The organism is Bordetella muralis (assembly GCF_965139205.1).
GTDB classification, from domain to species: Bacteria; Pseudomonadota; Gammaproteobacteria; order Burkholderiales; family Burkholderiaceae_B; genus Bordetella_A; species Bordetella_A muralis.
In genome coordinates this window covers 137996-154929 of record NZ_CBCSIU010000003.1, presented here as the reverse complement: position 1 = coordinate 154929, position 16934 = coordinate 137996, and the positions used below count along the sequence as shown (strand labels likewise).

The 16934-nt window shown below is 57.5% G+C and carries 16 protein-coding genes and 1 pseudogene; 14 read left to right on the top strand and 3 right to left on the bottom strand.

The window, feature by feature from the left end; translation table 11 throughout:
- Window positions 1–9 precede the first annotated feature (9 nt).
- The 11 genes and pseudogenes from ACNA0I_RS07340 to ACNA0I_RS07290 all read left to right on the top strand — a co-directional run.
- Window positions 10–1039 (top strand): iron-containing alcohol dehydrogenase (locus tag ACNA0I_RS07340; protein ID WP_415805421.1); only part of this gene is annotated, 1030 nt, incomplete at its 3' end.
- Between the two features lie 10 nt (window positions 1040–1049).
- Window positions 1050–1173 (top strand): annotated as a pseudogene (locus ACNA0I_RS07335) (iron-containing alcohol dehydrogenase); the annotation flags it as partial.
- A gap of 113 nt (window positions 1174–1286) precedes the next feature.
- Window positions 1287–2456 carry an ABC transporter substrate-binding protein gene (locus ACNA0I_RS07330; RefSeq protein WP_415805420.1) on the top strand — a complete coding sequence of 390 codons (1170 nt, stop codon included), beginning with the start codon at window positions 1287–1289 and terminating at the stop codon, window positions 2454–2456.
- 23 nt (window positions 2457–2479) lie between these two features.
- Window positions 2480–3346 (top strand): branched-chain amino acid ABC transporter permease, encoded by an 867-nt coding sequence (locus ACNA0I_RS07325; protein WP_415805419.1) that lies wholly within the window; start codon window positions 2480–2482, stop codon window positions 3344–3346.
- 4 nt (window positions 3347–3350) lie between these two features.
- Entirely contained in the window at window positions 3351–4370 is a 1020-nt protein-coding gene (locus ACNA0I_RS07320; protein WP_415805418.1) for a branched-chain amino acid ABC transporter permease, read from the top strand.
- Window positions 4367–5131 (top strand): ABC transporter ATP-binding protein, encoded by a 765-nt coding sequence (locus ACNA0I_RS07315; RefSeq protein ID WP_415805417.1) that lies wholly within the window; start codon window positions 4367–4369, stop codon window positions 5129–5131. Before ACNA0I_RS07320 ends, ACNA0I_RS07315 begins: the two co-directional genes overlap by 4 nt.
- A complete protein-coding gene (locus ACNA0I_RS07310; protein ID WP_415805416.1) occupies window positions 5124–5816 on the top strand; it encodes an ABC transporter ATP-binding protein in 693 nt (230 codons plus the stop codon). Before ACNA0I_RS07315 ends, ACNA0I_RS07310 begins: the two co-directional genes overlap by 8 nt.
- Window positions 5813–6652, top strand: coding sequence for an N-acyl homoserine lactonase family protein (locus ACNA0I_RS07305; RefSeq protein WP_415805415.1), 840 nt, complete (start codon window positions 5813–5815; stop codon window positions 6650–6652). The genes ACNA0I_RS07310 and ACNA0I_RS07305 overlap by 4 nt, the downstream gene beginning before the upstream one ends.
- Before the next feature lie 15 nt (window positions 6653–6667).
- Entirely contained in the window at window positions 6668–7771 is a 1104-nt protein-coding gene (locus ACNA0I_RS07300; protein WP_415805414.1) for a LacI family DNA-binding transcriptional regulator, read from the top strand.
- A 45-nt stretch (window positions 7772–7816) separates the two neighbouring features.
- The gene (locus tag ACNA0I_RS07295; RefSeq protein ID WP_415805413.1) at window positions 7817–8908 is read left to right on the top strand and encodes an NADH:flavin oxidoreductase/NADH oxidase; all 1092 of its coding nucleotides are present in this window, start codon (window positions 7817–7819) and stop codon (window positions 8906–8908) included.
- A 37-nt stretch (window positions 8909–8945) separates the two neighbouring features.
- Window positions 8946–10082 (top strand): NADH:flavin oxidoreductase/NADH oxidase, encoded by a 1137-nt coding sequence (locus tag ACNA0I_RS07290; protein ID WP_415805412.1) that lies wholly within the window; start codon window positions 8946–8948, stop codon window positions 10080–10082.
- Between the two features lie 37 nt (window positions 10083–10119).
- Here ACNA0I_RS07290 and ACNA0I_RS07285 read toward each other — a convergent pair whose 3' ends face one another.
- From ACNA0I_RS07285 to ACNA0I_RS07275, 3 genes are all read right to left on the bottom strand, one after another.
- Window positions 10120–10503, bottom strand: coding sequence for an EF-hand domain-containing protein (locus tag ACNA0I_RS07285; protein ID WP_415805411.1), 384 nt, complete (start codon window positions 10501–10503; stop codon window positions 10120–10122).
- 8 nt (window positions 10504–10511) lie between these two features.
- A complete protein-coding gene (locus ACNA0I_RS07280) occupies window positions 10512–10742 on the bottom strand; it encodes a glycine zipper 2TM domain-containing protein (protein ID WP_415805410.1) in 231 nt (76 codons plus the stop codon).
- A gap of 207 nt (window positions 10743–10949) precedes the next feature.
- A complete protein-coding gene (locus ACNA0I_RS07275) occupies window positions 10950–12752 on the bottom strand; it encodes an acyl-CoA dehydrogenase (RefSeq protein ID WP_415805409.1) in 1803 nt (600 codons plus the stop codon).
- A gap of 219 nt (window positions 12753–12971) precedes the next feature.
- On the opposite strand from ACNA0I_RS07275, the gene ACNA0I_RS07270 reads away from it, so the two are divergent.
- The 3 genes from ACNA0I_RS07270 (at window position 12972) to ACNA0I_RS07260 (ending at window position 16931) form a co-directional block, all read left to right on the top strand.
- Window positions 12972–13925 (top strand): tripartite tricarboxylate transporter substrate binding protein, encoded by a 954-nt coding sequence (locus ACNA0I_RS07270; protein WP_415805408.1) that lies wholly within the window; start codon window positions 12972–12974, stop codon window positions 13923–13925.
- A 31-nt stretch (window positions 13926–13956) separates the two neighbouring features.
- Complete coding sequence (locus ACNA0I_RS07265) at window positions 13957–14778, top strand: IclR family transcriptional regulator (protein ID WP_415805407.1); 822 nt, start codon at window positions 13957–13959, stop codon at window positions 14776–14778.
- 68 nt (window positions 14779–14846) lie between these two features.
- Window positions 14847–16931, top strand: coding sequence for a 3-hydroxyacyl-CoA dehydrogenase NAD-binding domain-containing protein (locus ACNA0I_RS07260; RefSeq protein WP_415805406.1), 2085 nt, complete (start codon window positions 14847–14849; stop codon window positions 16929–16931).
- Window positions 16932–16934 lie beyond the last annotated feature (3 nt).

Below are 16934 nucleotides of genomic sequence, written 5' to 3'. Positions count from 1 at the left end.
AGGTTCAGCATGGCAGTCTCCGAAATCAGCACATTCTTTTGTCCAACCCGCTTGTATATGGGTATAGGGTCGCACCGTAAACTCGGCGATCTGCTGCGAGCGCAGGGTTGCAATCGACTGTTCGTGGTCATCGACGGCGCGCTATTGTCCGGCGAGTTTTATACCAACATCCGCACGATGCTGGATGATTTAGGTATCGCCATTGCGAGCTATTCGGAGATCGAACCGGACCCCAGCGCGATCACCGTAGAGCGCGCATTCGCGGCATGCCAGGCACATCAAGCCACCGCGTTGCTGGCAGTGGGCGGCGGCAGCGCCATGGACGTGGCAAAAGCGGTCGGTATCCTGGCTACCAACGGCGGACGTATCCACGACTATGAGGGTATCGAGAAATTCACAACGCCTCCGCTGCCGCTGATCGCCATTCCCACGACGGCGGGAACGGGCTCCGAAGTATCGGGATCGTGTGTTATCACCGATACCGAAAAGAACCTGAAGATGTCGATTCGCCATGCCGCGCTCAACCCTGCGCGATTTGCCATCCTCGATCCGCTCGCTTTGCGGACATTACCGGCACACGTGGCGGCGCATTCAGGCATGGACGCGTTTGTACATGCGTTCGAGTCATATATTTCGCGCCAGGCGAATCTGGTCACCGACGCCATCAACATCGAAGCGATCGAGCTGCTGGCAGCCAATATACGGCCCTTTGTCGCGAACCGTGACAACCTGCAGGCCGGTCTCAACATGCTGGTTGGTTCGGCGCTGGCTGGCATCACATTCGGTCAGACCGGTTTGGGCAACGTCCACTGTATGGCGCGTTTTGTCGGGGCTTACTGGCATTTGTCTCACGGTTTGTCCAACGCCGTGTGTTTGCCACATGTTGCGCGTTTCAATCTCTCTGCCAACCCGCGCAAGTTCGCTCGGGTGGCCGCCGCCATGGATCGCCCTGTGCGAGGACTGGCCGAGATGGATGCGGCCCGTGCTGCGGTCGAGGCTATCGAGGCATTGTGCAGGGATCTGGCGATACCGGCCCGGTNGCGCGACGNCGGCGCAACCGAAGACAAATTCGACGAAATCGCAGCGTTGTGCACCCAAGCCAATTACAACCGATGGAATCCACGCACGACGTCCACAGCGGACTTCCGCGCTTTGTTTGCGGAGGCATTCTGACGTTTGCGCGAGAGCAGGGATGAACGGACAAGCCATTAAGGCTTGACGCTACTTCATTTATTCAAAACGGCCATAGCTTTGATTATGGCTAATCAATAGGTCGAGGAGACGACATGAAAAAGAAGCTTGTAGGACTTGCCGCTGCATGCACGATAGCGGCTCTGCCCGGCGTAGCAGCGGCGAATTGTGAGATCAAGCTGGGTGCAACCGGCCCATTGTCCGGCGCAGCAACGCAGTGGGGATTGGCGATCAAGGGGGCTGCAGACTATGTGGCGGCCGAAGTCAACGCCAAAGGCGGGATGAAAGTCGGAGACGAAACCTGTCAGCTACGTGTCGTTGCCATAGACGCGAAGTACACCGCAGAAGGCGCTGCCGCAGCGGCAAACAACTTTGTCAGCCAAGGCGTCAAATTCATTCTGGGACCCATGGGTTCGCCGGAGGTCACCGGTATGAAACCGATCGCCACGCGCAACAAGATGCTCATGATGAGCGATAGCTATGCGCGTGACGCCATCGGCCCTCGTTGGCCGCTCACGTTCCATATTGGCCCGGGCCCGGCTGCATGGGGAGATCCGATCGTCAAGCACGCGAAGCAAACCTTTGGCATTAAAAGTGCACTGACGATTGCACCGAATGACCAGGCTGGTACTGATGTGGCCGAGGTAGTTGCTGCTATTTATGAAAAAAATGGCGTGCCGACCAAGCTGGAGTATTACCAACGTGGCACGACCAACTTTGCGCCCATTGTCACACGCATCATGGCCAGCAATCCAGATACAGTAGATACGGTATCGACCCCGCCGGGCGATGCCGGCATTCTCGTCAAGCAATTGCGCCAGGCAGGCTACAAGGGGGTGATCGGGCGCCTTGGCGGACCGGGTACTGTCGAGATTGCTCGTGTAGCGGGCGGCATGGAAGTGCTGCGCGACTTCTATTGGTTTGAACCGGTCTTTATTGACGAAAACGTGTTGAAGCTGCAGGAAAGCTACAAGACACTGTTGAAGGCAGAGCCGCCAGAGAACAACTTTTTCTATCTGTTTGTCGCCGGTGGCCGGGCTTTGGTGCAAGCCATTGAAAAAGCAGGCACGTACAGCGACGCTGACAAGGTGGCGGAAGTGCTGCGCAAACTCGACGTGGTCGATCCCAACCTTGGTGAGGGTAAATGGATCGGCCAGGCCACCTACAAGATCAATCAAGAATTGTCGTTGCCGTTTGGTATCGGAACGATTCTTGGCGGCAAGGAACAACCTGTGATTCAGGTTAAAGCTCCTGTCGATTATTGAGACCCAGGACGAGGGGCGAGATCGTGGATAGTTTTATCTCAGCGGGCCTGATTGGGCTTTCGCTCGGCGCTCAGTATGCATTGCTTGCCTTGGGGTTCGCTTTGATTTTCGGAATCCTCGGTGTGGTGAATTTTGCTCACGGCGGGTTCTATCTCCTGGGCGGCTATGTGGCATACGTAGGCGTATCGTGGTTCGGGATGCCTTATCCCCTCGCGGTCGTGTGCGCAGCATTGGCGACTGCCGTACTGGGATATCTATTCGAACTCCTGCTCCTCGAACGGGTCATCGACAACCACCTGGCAACGTTGATTCTGACGCTGGGGCTGTATCTGGTCATCTGCACTGCAGTGGTCGTGGTGTTCGGGCCAGATGCACCGCTCTTTCAGTTTCCGGTAGACGGCGTGCTGCATTTTGGCGGTGTGTATCTCCCGTTGGCCAATCTGATTGTTTTTGCAGTTTGTTTTGCGGCGATCGGGGTGACTTATGGGCTTTTGTACCGGACCAACTTCGGACGCAGTCTACGGGCATTGTCCGAGGACCGGCCGGTGGCAGTCGCCTTGGGTATTCGTGCCAGAGTGATGTTTCCCTTGGCTTTTGCCTTGGCGACAGGCCTGGCGGGCATGACCGGCGCATTGGTTACGCCCATACTCTCGCTCACCCCTCACGTAGGTGATCCCGTACTCGCTGCCTCTTTCCTGGTGGTCATCTTGGGAGGATTGGGTAGCCTGGGCGGCGCAACGATCGCTGCCTTTTTGGTTGGCCTGGTCGAGGCCTATGCCGCTGTTTATCTGGGCGGGTCCAAAGGCGCACTGATGTTGTTCGTGCTTGTTCTGATTGTCTTGCTGGTGAGGCCAACCGGACTCATGGGCGTGCGGACACGCGGAGCCTGAGATCATGAAAAAAAGTAATCTGGTACGTATTGTCGGGCCTTCGGAGTTGATCGCTCTAGCAGTGATGGCGCTTGCGCTGATTCTGCCTGCGATCATGACGGACGCAGCTGCCGTTTCTGTTCTGACGCAGTTCATGATTGCGGCGATGGGGGCGCTGAGCGTCTACATCATGCTGCGTATGGATCTGATGTTTTTTGCGGTGCCCGCTTTCATGGCGATCGGGGGGTATGCCGCGGCCATTCTGAGCGCGCGTCACGACACCACTGATCTGTCTATCTTGACCGTGGCGGCATTCGGCTTGCCGTTTCTGCTGGCTATTCCGCTTGGCCTGCTGGTCCTGCGGATGAAGGGTGTGTACTTCGTGCTCGTCACCTTTGTGCTTGCCGAAATCATGCCGCTCATCCTTTTTGAGACACCTGGCTTCACGGGTGGATCGAACGGAATAGCAGGGTTGCCGGCTGTCACGGTTTTTGGCGACACGTATGCCATTGAGTCTAACAACGCGGTGCTGATGCTTGCCTGCGGTCTGGCATTGTTGTCGGTCGTATTGACTGTGGTGCTTACTCGCTATTTCAAGTCTCAATTCGATTCCATCCGCGAGGACGAAGTGCTGGCTCAAAGCGTGGGCCTGGCGGTCGCCCGCTACAAAATCATTGGCTTTTGTTTTGCCGCAGGTATCGCGGGACTGGCTGGGTTTGCGCTGGTGGAAATGTTAATGACCGCACATCCGTCGTCGTTCTCCGCGATGTCGTCGGTCAATTACGTGGCCTATGCCATCGTAGGCGGGCAAAGTGCAATCCTGGGGCCGTTACTGGGCGCGGGCATTTTGGTGTGGGCGGCAAATTTATTCAGCTTGCAAGGCGAAATCTCGCAAGGTCTGTTCGGTCTCGTACTGATGCTTGCCGTGGTGTTTGCCAAAGGCGGCCTGATCGGCCTCATCCAGCAACATGGAACCCGCGTTTTCTCACGCAGGCGACCTCCCACCGGGCAGGTCAAGGGCCAAAATGAAAAGGAGTACGTATGACTGACGTTTGTGCTCATTCTGGTCCGATACTGCAGGTCGATAACGTTTCCAAGCAATTTGGCGGCAACAGAGTATTCAATAATGTCAGCTTGTCCTTGAACGCGAGCGAGGTGCTTGGCGTCATCGGTCCTAACGGCGCCGGTAAAACCACGTTGATCAACGTGGTTTCCGGTCAGATAGCACCAACCAGCGGCCGCATTCTGTACAGTGGACGTGATATCAGCGACAAACTGTTCCATACCCGAAGTGCGATGGGTCTGGTTCGTTCTTTTCAGCAGACGAAAATCTTCAAGACGGCATCGGTATACGAGAACCTGCATCGGGCGAAATTATTCAGCAGGAGAGGGATTTCGCTTGATGAGACCTATTTGGCCGGGCTCCTGCGTACGGCGGGTTTGCTCAACCGTTTGGATCATCTCAGCGATTCCTTACCGTACGGCATGCAGAAGATGCTGGGCCTGCTCATGGCGTTGGCCACTGACCCACGTATTCTGTTGCTCGACGAGCCTGCCGCCGGACTGGAAAAAGAAGAGCGTTTTTTCATCGACCAGTACGTGCAGGTCGCCCGGAGAGAGATGGGCTGTTGCGTACTGTTGGTCGAGCACGATATGGATCTCGTGAAACGGCTGTGCCCCCGCGTTTGCGTGTTGGATGGAGGCGTCCTGATCGCCGATGGTCCGCCTGCGGAGGTCCTGGCCCGCCGCGACGTGATCGACGCCTATCTGGGGACGGCGACCGAGGAGGAGCAGGCTCATGCTTGAGACACGCAATCTTGTCGTCCGCTACGGCGGTATTTCCGCTTTGAACGGTGTTTCCATTACGGTGCCAAAGAGCGAAACAGTCATTCTCGTCGGGGCCAATGGCGCGGGTAAATCCAGTTTAATCAATGCGATCATCGGAATGGTACCCCTCAGCGAGGGCACTATCCTTCTCGATGGCGTCGACCTGGGAAAGATCCCGCCCTATGAACGCGCCAATCAGGGAATAGGGTATTCCCCGGAAGGGCGCCGCGTATTTCCGACCATGACGGTACGCGACAACGTGCTTGCAGGCGCATCGCGGCTCGGTCGGGCCAAGCAGAACGCCGTATACGACAAGCTGGCTGATTTGTTTCCCATGCTCAGAGAACGGGCGGATGATTACGCCGGTTTTCTGAGTGGCGGCCAGCAGCAGATGGTCGCGATCGCTCGGGCGATGAGCGCTGCGCCGAGGCTTTTACTGTTGGATGAACCCTTTCTTGGTTTGGCTCCTGTGTGGATCGAACAGATCAGCAAGGCGATTCGTGTATTTCGCGCTGAAGGTGTAACGGTGCTGATGACTGAACAAATGGCTGTGCCGGCACTAAAGGTGGCGACCAGTGGTTATGTGATGCGTACGGGCCATATCCTGCGTCAGGGGACGGTGGATGAGTTGCGTAGTACAGCGCTTGAGGAGGAATATTTATGAATTCGTCAAAGAATCTCCAGGTGGACGATTCCCAGTATCGACTGCTCACCGTGCACTATGCGTCCAGCCCGGCAAACCGCAAGGCACAGCACAATTTCATGGCGGCCGTGGATTTCCACGATGTACCCATGCCATTGGATTTTTATGTCTGGGTGGCGATATCCAAAGACAAGGTCGTGCTGGTAGATAGCGGTTGCGACGAGGAAACCTGCAATCGCCGTGGGCACACGTTCCATCGTTGTCCGACCGACGCGTTACGCAGCCTGGGCGTCTCACCCGAGCAAGTCACGGACGTCATCGTCACACATATGCATTGGGATCATCTGGGGAATCTGGAAAAATTCCCCAATGCGCGGATTCATGTGCACAAGACCGAAATGCAGCACGCCACGGGCTGCGCGATGTGTCACGAAACGCTACGCCGTCCTTACGATGTCGAGCAGGTCTGTACGGTGTTGCGCGCACTGTATGCCGGCCGCGTCTCGTTTACAGACCAGACTGCCGAAATCCTGCCGGGTATTTTCATCCGGCCCGTCGGAGGTCACGCGCCAGGGCTGCAAATCGTCGAGGTGACGACGGCCCGTGGGCAGGTGATTCTCGCGTCAGACGCCATGCATTTCTACGCGAATGGCGAGTTGACCAATCCCTATCCGGTAATCGTGAATGTGCTGGATTATATGAACGGCCTGGCGCTGCTCAAACGTTTGGCAGCGACCCCTGACCATATTATTCCTGGGCACGACCCCAAGCTGCGTGATCGATTCCCTGCTGTTGCGGGCATCGATGGTGTATGGGATATTTCCCAACCTGCACTACCTACGGCGAATGAGAATTAAGGCCTTGACTCACTCTTGCGGCGCCGTGGCTATGCTGAAAGAAACCAGCTGAATTGGAGCATTTGTATGGCGCGCGCAAAAAAAACGATGTCACCATCATCACCCCCCAGAATCACGGTGCAAGAGGTCGCCGATCGCGCAGGAGTATCGATCGGTACGGTCTCTCGCGTTGTTAACAATGTGCCCGGGGTGCGGCCTGCCTATGTCAAGAAAGTGCAGATGGCGATAGACGAGTTGGGCTGGAGTCCGAACATCGCCGCGCAGAACATACGATCGCCGTCGCTACGAATGATCGGATTCATATTCTCCGATATTCGAAATTCGCTTTATTCGAGTATGACCAAAGGCGCTGAAGAGGTGCTGAGTACCAAGGGCTATCTGTTGGTCACCGCCAGCAGCGATGGCAACCCCGAGCGGGAAGTGGCGTTGATGGATTTCTTCAAACGCCGCCGTGCCGACGGAATGATTCTGACGATCCAGGACGAGAATAATAGTGCCGTACTTTCTGCCATTTCGAGTTGGGGTATCCCGCATGTGATGATGGAGCGCGAGATTCCCATGCATTCGGTGTCCATCGGCGCCGATCATTTTCATGGAACCCGTCAGGCAGTGGAATATTTGCTGGGCCTGGGCCATCGGCGAATTGCCTTGATTACAGGCGGCCGGGGCACGAAAGTCGCCCGGGATCGAGTTCGCGCACTCGAGGAGGCGTTGCGATCGGCGGGGGTTGAGCCTGATCCCGCGCTTTTTTGCCTGGATTCTTTTTCGGCCGAGTACGGGCTTTCGCAGACTCAACGTCTGATGAATATGAAGAAGCCGCCGACAGCCTTGTTGTCGATGGGGGTACGCCTGCTGCCGGGTGTGTTGGAGGCCCTACAGCTGATCGGAAAAAAGATCCCTGATGACCTTTCTCTGATCTGCGGCAATGACACCGATATCGCTCGGATCGTAACGCCACAGATCACCGCTGTGCGATATGACGCCTTAGCGCTGGGCCGAATGGCAGCGGAAAATTTGATTGACCAAATAGAAAGCCGGACTCACGAAGACAAGTCCGTGAGGATCGAGATCCCAACGGAATTGATACTGCGTCAATCGTGCAGACGCATCGCTTCATAACACTCTGCTGATATCGGATTCAGCAACGGACGGAGAGAGGTACAAGTGAACGATTTGTTGTTTCAACCTTATCGTATGCGCGAGCTGACGTTGCCGAATCGGATTGTGGTATCGCCAATGGCGCAATATTCAGCTAATGCCGACGGTCTTGTGACGGACTGGCATCTCGTTCATTACGGTAGCCTGTCTCTGTCCGGTGCTGGCCTGGTCATTATGGAAGCCACCGCCGTGGTGCCCGAGGGCCGTGTATCGCCGTGTTGTTTGGGCTTGTGGGACGATGCTCACGTCGACGGTCTGCGGAGAATCGTGAATTTTTCCCGTCGGCCGAACGCAAGCTATATGGGAATCCAGCTGGCACATGCTGGACGCAAAGCCTCTGTTGCCCCGCCCTGGGAGGGTGGCGCTGCATTGTCGGAATCAGACGGCGGATGGAAATTGTGGGGAGCATCGGCCAAGCCCTATCCAGGGCGAGATGAACCTATCTGCCCAGATGCCGCGGACTTGGATCGCATTACAGAAAGCTATCTTGCAGCACTCAGACGGGCCAACGACGCCGGTTTCGATCTGGTGGAGTTGCACGCGGCACATGGCTATTTTTTGAATACCTTTTTGTCTCCCTTAAGCAATTCCCGCGATGATCAGTGGGGCGGAGACATCGAGGGAAGGATGCGTTATCCGTTGGAAGTTTTCCGGCGTATGCGCGAGGCGTGGCCCACCGAAAAACCCATGGGCGTGCGCATTTCCGTCACCGACTGGGTGCAAGGTGGCTGGGATATCGCATCGTCCGTGGTGTTTGCCGAACGTTTAAAAGTATTGGGTTGCGATTATGTCGCGATCTCGAGCGGCGGAATTTCACCCGATCAGAGAATCACTGTGGGACCTGCCTATCAAGTCCCTGCCGCCGCCGAGGTGCGAGCACAGTCCGGGCTGCCGGTGATGGCTGTTGGCATGCTTTCCGATCCAGATGTGGCGAATCGCGTATTGACCGAAGAAAAAGCCGACCTGGTTGCCGTCGGCCGCGGGATGCTATTCAACCCGCGTTGGGCCTGGCATGCCGGTCTGACCCTAAAAGGTGAAATGCGCGTCGCTGATCCGTATCTGCGCTGCCACCCCAGTTTGAGAAATCTGCCCCGTTAACTCGTTGCGTTAAACCTATATTTTGTGAGTGTCGATCATGTCGAATGACTATCTGATTTTCAGTCCGATCACCTTCCGTGGGGTGACGCTTCCGAATCGTATTGTCTTGTCGCCCATGGCGATGTACATCGCTGACGAAGCCGCACTGAATGACTTTCATATGACCCATTATGGCAAGTTCGCCATGGGAGGCGTGGGTTTGGTCACTGTCGAGCAGACGGCGGTTTGCCGCCGAGGAAGAATTACCAATGGCTGTCTGGGACTTTGGAGCGAAGATCATCTGCCGGCCTTTCGTCGGCTCACCGATGTGATTCACAGCTTTGGCAGTAAGGCGGCGATTCAAATCAATCATGGTGGACGCAAAGCCAGTGCGCAGCGAGCATGGCAAGGTAACGGTCCCCTGACTGCAGACGATATCGCGCGCGGAGAGGAGCTGTGGCAGCCAGAAGGCCCCTCGGATCTACCGTTCGCACCTGGGTGGCCGGTACCAGAGGCGATGACCCTCGATCGAATCCAGTTGCTGCGCCGGGAGTTTGTCCACACCGCTTTATTGGCTGAGCGTGCAGGGTTCGACATTATTGAGTTGCATTTGGCGCACGGCTATCTGCTGCAGAGTTTTCTTACGCCGTTGGCAAACAAACGCACGGATGCCTATGGCGGCTCTCTCGAGAACCGGATGCGTCTCCCCCTGGAGATTGCCAGCGACACGAGGGCCGCGCTATCCGATAAAACGCCGATCTTCGCGCGCATCTCTGCTACAGATTGGATTGATGGCGGCTGGACGTTGGAAGACAGTGTGGTGCTGGCCGAACGCCTGAAAGAGGCCGGCGTTGATCTGATCGATTGCTCTTCTGGCGGAAACCTGCTCAGAGGTGCGACGAACTCCAACTTGGCTCGGGGCCCGCTCTATCAAGTTCCCTTTGCGGAAACAGTGCGTCGCAAGGCCCTCGTTCCTACAATGGCGGTGGGCATGATCCGGACCGGCGCCGACGCAGAACAAGTGTTGCGCGACGGCAAGGCGGATCTGGTCGCGATTGGCCGGCAATTGCTGTTCAACCCGTCCTGGGTACAGCATTGCGCGCAAGAGTTCGGAGTGGACCCGAACTTCTCGCGCTGGCCAGAACCCTACGGCTGGTGGTTGTCCAAGTGGGCAAAGGCCGTGGCGGCGGTGTAAAGACTACTCCGTAGTTTCACACCGCCAGCGGAACATATCAACGGGTCAGCATGCCGTTACCGTCACGATCCTGCTTGCGGAAGTCATCCATGACTTGGCTCATGAATTCATCACGCGTGATGTAGCCGCGCTTGTTCTTATCCAGCATGGTGAACTCGGCGTCCGTGAATACGGTGGCAGTTTCGGGGCGGGCGAGCTTGCCGTCACCTGTCTTGTCAAGCTTGGTGAAGGCTTGTTCCATGAAGGTGCGATATTCGACTTCGCTGACGTTGCCGTCGCGGTTGGTGTCCATTCGCTCAAAGAGCTGGGCTTCGGTCGGGCGGGGCTGGATCTGAGTCTGGGCCTGGGCCTGGGCCGCAAAACCGGCAAGGCAAAAGGACAACGCGGCAATGGGGGCGAGGCGGTGCAGTGTCTTTTTCATGGTGGACCTCAGTTGCAACCTAAGCGATTGCCAGCATAGCCGCCGGCACCTGCGCCTGCGATCGTGGCAACGGTCTTGCCGGTGCCGCCGCCGACCATGCTGCCCAGCAGGCCACCCGCAACGGCGCCACCTACGGTGCCAGCAATACAGTTGAATTCCGAACTGGTGTGCATGCCACCGCCCGATTGGCAGCCCGCCAACGCGCCCATCAGCGCGATGGCTATGAATGTCTTGTTCATTGCATTTACCTCCTTTTGATTAGCCTATACAGGGACCTAATGCAGTAGGACGTCAGGGATAGCATATACAAAGTTTCGGAAAATAGCACTCTCTAGCGGCCATCAGCGCACAGAGCGGCCCCTCGCTGCCCGATCCGTGTCCCGCCTGGCCGGGGGGCTACGAGCGTATCCCCCGGGGCACAGACCGTAGCGGCTGCACAACATCATCTATAACCAATCAATCTCTACCCCCAGCGCCGAATTTTTCGTTGCCCGCAGCAACTGATGCACCGGCAACGTCAATGCAAGTTCAGTGTGAAAGAACCAATCGCACGCCGCTATCTTGCCTCGGTAAAACTCCTCAAGATCAGGACGTGCCGAAATCTGCGCATGCGCGACTCGAGCCTGCCACAACCAGATCCACGCGACGACGTTATGACCGAACAGATCGAGGTAGTAGGCCGCATTGGCGCATCCTTCGCGGGGGTTCTGCTCAATTGCGCCTAACAAAACCCGTGTCGTTTCACGCAGTTCCCGCCACGACCGATCTAATGCAATCGCATGTTCGGCGAGCTTCGGATTGGCACTGGCTTTTGCGGCCTCTATCGTGCGTATCACACGCTGGTGAAAACGCTCCAGCGCCTGCCCGTCGTGCATGCCCACCTTTCGGTTGAGCAAATCCATCGCTTGAATACCGTGCGTGCCTTCATGCAGCGCGTTCAGGCGATTGTCTCGATAGAACTGTTCCACGGGATACTCGCGCGTGTAGCCGTATCCGCCGTGTACCTGAATTGCAAGATCGTTAGTCGCTAATCCGTAACGCGCCGGCCAAGACTTGACCACGGGAATCAGCAGCGGTAACAACAGCGCGGCCTCCGCGCGTTCGTCCGCATCGGGATGATTCGCCTCGTCGTCGGCCAATCTGGCTGCGACGAGGCATAACGACAAGGCGCCTTCTGCGTAGGCTTTCTGTGTCATCAGCATCCGCCGCACATCCGCATGTTCGACGATGGGTACCTGGGGACTGTGCGGGTCGTTAGCGCCAGGCAGACGACCCTGGCGTCTCTCTTTTGCATAGGCCAGCGCATGGCGGTAGCCCGTGTAGGCCAACATCGTAGCGCCCATACCGACGCCGATTCTCGCCTCGTTCATCATCGTGAACATACAGCGCAGGCCTTGGCCGGGTTCTCCGATCAACTCACCGATGCAATCATCGTTTTCTCCGAATGAGAGCATCGTTGATGTGGTGCCCCGGTAGCCCATCTTATGGATCAAGCCCGCGAGCGCGACATCGTTCGATTCACCAGCTCGTCCGTCATCGTCAACGCGGAATTTCGGCACGATGAACAGCGACAGGCCTCGAGCGCCCGGCGGCGCGCCGGCAATGCGCGCCAGCACGAGGTGCACGATGTTCTCGCTGATATCGTGGTCGCCTGCGGAAATGAAAATCTTCTGACCCTTGATCGAATAGCGGCCGTCGGATAGCGGGTTGGCGGTAGAGCGCAGATCAGGCACCGAGGATCCGGCATCGGATTCGGTCAGCGCCATCGTTCCCAGCCAACGCCCCTCGAGCAACGATGGCAGGAATCGCTTTTTTTGTTCGACAGTGCCGAACGCGCGTATCAGGTTTGCATTGGCAGCGGTGAGAAAACAGTACGCAGAGGTCCCCACATTCGCGGCACGGAACAATGCCAGACACGACTGAGAAATGGTGATCGGTAGCTGCATGCCACCCAGTTCGTAATCGTGCGTCGCGGCCAAGAATCCGCCTTTGGCAAAGGCGCGTACCGCTTCGCCCACCGCGGGCAACGTTTTGACTGTCTGGCCATCGAATTCAGGCTCGTTTTCGTCCGAAAGCCGATTGTGAGTGGCGAAATATTGACTGGCCAGACGCTGAGCCGCGTCAATCGCCGCGTCGAAGGTCTCGCGAGAATGATCGGCATAGCGTTCCCGCTGGGTCAGCGACACGCTGTCCAGCATGTCGTACAGCACAAAATCGAGATGGTCGCGGCAGATAAGAAGGTTGGTCATCAGGCTTCCGAATCATCAAACAAGGCTGGTTTGGTTCCGTTGTGCAGAATATAAAACTGCATTGCAGAACTATTTTGGCCATGCTAGCATCAAATCACATACAAGACCGGAAAAATCCGGTATCGGGTTCTACACGCTGCGTTGGATTGCGGCTGACGAATGTAGTGTGCGTCTACCGCGGCTTCTGCAGTTTCGACATGCCCACCTACGGAGACAACTATGAAATTCAGCGCTGCCTTGGCGATATTCATGCTGGCCGTCAGCCAGTCCCCCTCAGTTACCGCTGCCCAGGACAACTATCCTGAAAAGCCGATCACCCTCATTGTTCCTTATGGCGCGGGCGGTACCACTGACGTCATGGCACGAGCGCTGGCGACCAGCTTGTCGAAACAGTTGAAGCAGCCCGTGATCATCGAAAACAAGCCGGGGGTAGGCGGGTCCATGGGCGTGGCAGCGATGCAGACAGCCAAACCCGACGGCTATACCCTGACCATGACGCCGGTCGGCATCTTTCGCCAACCGCATTTGCAACCGGTGTCCTGGAATCCCATCCGTGACGTGACCTACATCGCGACGATCCTGACCTATGACTTTGCGCTGTCCGTAAAGGCTGACTCACCGTTCAAGACGGCCAAGGACTTGGTCGACTATGCAAAGCAGCATCCGGGCGAGATCGATTACGGTACGCCGGGGCGGTACACCGGCAATCAAGTCGTGCTCGCCATGCTGGGCAAACGCGAGGGCGTAGAGTTCACCCATATCCCCTACAAAGGCGATGCGGATGCGACCGCAGCGTTGGTGGGCGGGCATGTGCGGGCCGCGGTTGTGACCAACAGCATTCTCGCTCAGGTCAAGTCGGGCAACGTACGCGTGCTGGCAACGGCGGACGAGGCGCGCAACCCCGAGTTCGAAGGCGTGCCCACGCTGAAAGAACTCGGCTACGACGTTGTTGTGAAATCGCCCCTGGGAATCGGCGGTCCCGCGAATCTGCCTGCTCCGATCGTCGAAAAGCTGGACAAAGCCATCAAAGCGGCATTGGAAGACAACGAGGTCAAGACCGCTGCCAAGAACTTCGGCGTCAGAACGTACTACCTTGATCACGATGCCTATGCTGCGTTCGCCAAGAACGAGTATGAAACTCAAAAACCCTTGATCACCGATCTGGGCCTGTAACGAACCGGGCGTCGTGCCCTAGATGTAAAACATGACCATTGCGCAAACCTCTACAGAAACTCTGCCGCGTGCAAAAAGCACGGACTCGGAAGACAGGCATTTCGTGACAGCGCTAGCGCGCGGTTTGGAGGTTCTAGCCAGCTTTAACGGCGGGGACAGCGCTTTGGGTAATCAAGAGATCGCGCGTCACTGCGGGCTGCCCAAGTCCACGGTGTCGCGCTTGACCGCCACGCTGGCACGATTGGGTTACCTGCGGCTGGACGAGGGCACCGGCAAATATCACCTCGGCGTAGCTACGTTGGCGTTGGGTGCCGGTATGCTCGCCAAACTGGACGTACGCCAGATTGCCAGGCCCGGCATGCAGCAGTTGGCGAGTGCTTACGGTGGTCTGGTGGCACTCGGTGCCCGCGACAGGTTTTCGATGCTGTATCTAGAGGCCTGCCGTAGTCAGGTCGCCTTGACCTTGAATCTGCAGATGGGTTCGCATGTGCCCATTGCCGTCACGGCCATGGGGCGCGCTTATCTGGTAGAAGCGGGCTCCGCAGAGCAACGCGAAGTCATTGAACGCGCCAGTGAACTGGACATCGGCTCAGGGCAAGCCATCGCACGCGGGCTCGAGCAGGCACAGGAAGACTACGCCAAGCTGGGCTGCACCTGCTGCTTTGGTGACTGGAATCCCGACGTGCACAGCATCGCCGTCGGCCTGCGGCTCGGCGGCAACCAGCCACTGATGGCGCTGAACTTCGGCGGGCCTGCGTTTCGCATGTCACGCGAATATCTGCTTAACGAGGTTCGTCCCCGATTGCTGGATCTGGCAGCACAGATCAAAGAACAGACAGGCGCGCCTGGCTAGGCTACCGCCGCAGGCAATGCCAGTATCGCTTTTCCCATTACACCGAACGTGAAAGGTTCTTCATACATATGACGCAGCTCACCTATACCGTGGTCGACGGCATCGCTCTGATCACGATGCAGAATCCACCCGTCAACAGCATGGGACACATGCAACGCCGACAGATCCTGGAGGCGCTGGACCAGGCCGAGGCAGACGCCGCGGTACAGGCTGTGGTGATAACGGGATCCGAGCAGGTGTTCTCGGGTGGTGCCGACATTACGGAGTTCGGAACGCCAAAAGCGAGCCGGCATCCTACGTTGCGCGACGTCATTGACGCGCTCGACGCATATTCCAAGCCCGTCGTTGCCGCCATCGATGGCATATGCCTGGGCGGCGGGCTCGAGTTAGCGCTGGCGACACATTACCGTGTTGCAACTGGACGGGCTTTGGTTGGTTTGCCTGAAGTAAAGCTGGGCCTGTTGCCCGGCGCGGGCGGCACACAACGGCTGCCACGGCTGGTGGGCCTGGAACGGGGGCTGGATATGATCGTCAACGGCAAAAAGGAAAAAGCCGTTGACCTGGCCGCCACCCGCTTGTTTGATCTGGTGGTTGAGGGCGCTGTAGCGGATGCCGCCATGGCGTTTGCCCGTGAGCGCGTTCGCGCCAATGATCCGATCCAGCGCACGCGCGACATCGCCATCACAGAGCCGGACGCGCAAGCATTCCTGCAAGTCGTCCGACGGAATACGGCTGCCGCTCACCCTCGACTGCCGGCGCCCTCGCAATGCGTCGAGGCCGTTGCTGGTTGCCTGCTGCCATTCGATGAGGGCGTCAGGAAAGAGCGGGCGCTTTTCATGCAGCTGATGAACAGCCCTGAATCTGCAGCGCTGCGGCATGTCTTCGCTGCCGAACGTGCCGCGACCAAGGTGGTGGGCATCTCGCCGCAAACGCCGAAGCGCGAGATCCGGCGAGTTGGTGTCATTGGTGCAGGCACCATGGGTAGCGGCATCGGTATGAATTTCCTGAACGCCGGCATTCCGGTGGTTTTGCTGGATATGGGCGACGAAGCGCTTGCGCGGGGGGTAGCCGCTATTCGCAAGAACTACGAAGCCACCAAGCGTAAAGGACGAATCAGCGAAGCGCAGATGGACCAACGCATTGCTTTGCTGCAGACAACCCTCAACTATAGTGACCTGAGCGATGTCGACTTGGTCATCGAAGCCGCGTTCGAAGACATGGCCGTCAAGCAGAAAGTATTCAGCGCGCTAGACGCGGTGCTGAAACCTGGCGCGATCCTGGCGACGAATACCTCGACCCTGGACGTCAATGCGATTGCAGGATTCGTAAAGCGCCCCGCAGACGTGGTGGGACTGCATTTTTTCAGCCCCGCCAATGTTATGCGATTGCTTGAGATCGTCCGAGCAGATCAGACTTCCGACGAAGTGCTGGCGACCTCTCTCCACCTGGCAAAGGTGATAGGCAAGCAGCCGGTAGTCTCTGGCGTATGTGACGGCTTTATCGGCAACCGTATGCTCAATGGGTATCGTGACGCAGGCGAAGAATTGCTGTTGCTGGGCGCGTCGCCGAAGGACATTGACAAAGCTCTCGAGGACTTCGGTTTTGCGATGGGGCCTTATCGCATGGGCGACCTGGCGGGCTTGGACATTGGTTGGGCAATCCGAAAGCGCCGACAGGCCGAGAACCCGGACCGGGATTTCTCCTGCGTAGCGGATCGCCTCTGCGAAGCAGGACGATTTGGTCAGAAGACCGGTGCGGGTTGGTATCGATACGAATCCGGTAGCCGTACGGCCCACGCAGATCCCGTGGTCGCCGAGATTCTCGATGCCTACCGCCAGGAAAAATCCATCGTGCCGCGTAGCTTTAGCCCGCGCGAGATCGTCGAGCGCTGCGTGTTTGCGCTGGTCAATGAGGGCGCACGCATCCTGGAAGAGGGCATCGCGCAACGGGCCTCGGACCTGGACATCGTATACCTCAATGGATATGGCTTCCCGCTGCATCGCGGCGGCCCCATGCATTATGCCCAGCAGGTCGGTCTGTACAACGTGGTACGCGCCATGCGCCGGTTTGCCGCGCAATCGCGCAATCCGGATTTCTGGCAGCCAGCCTCGATGCTGGTTCAGCTGGCCGAATCCGGCGACGCATTGAAATAACCC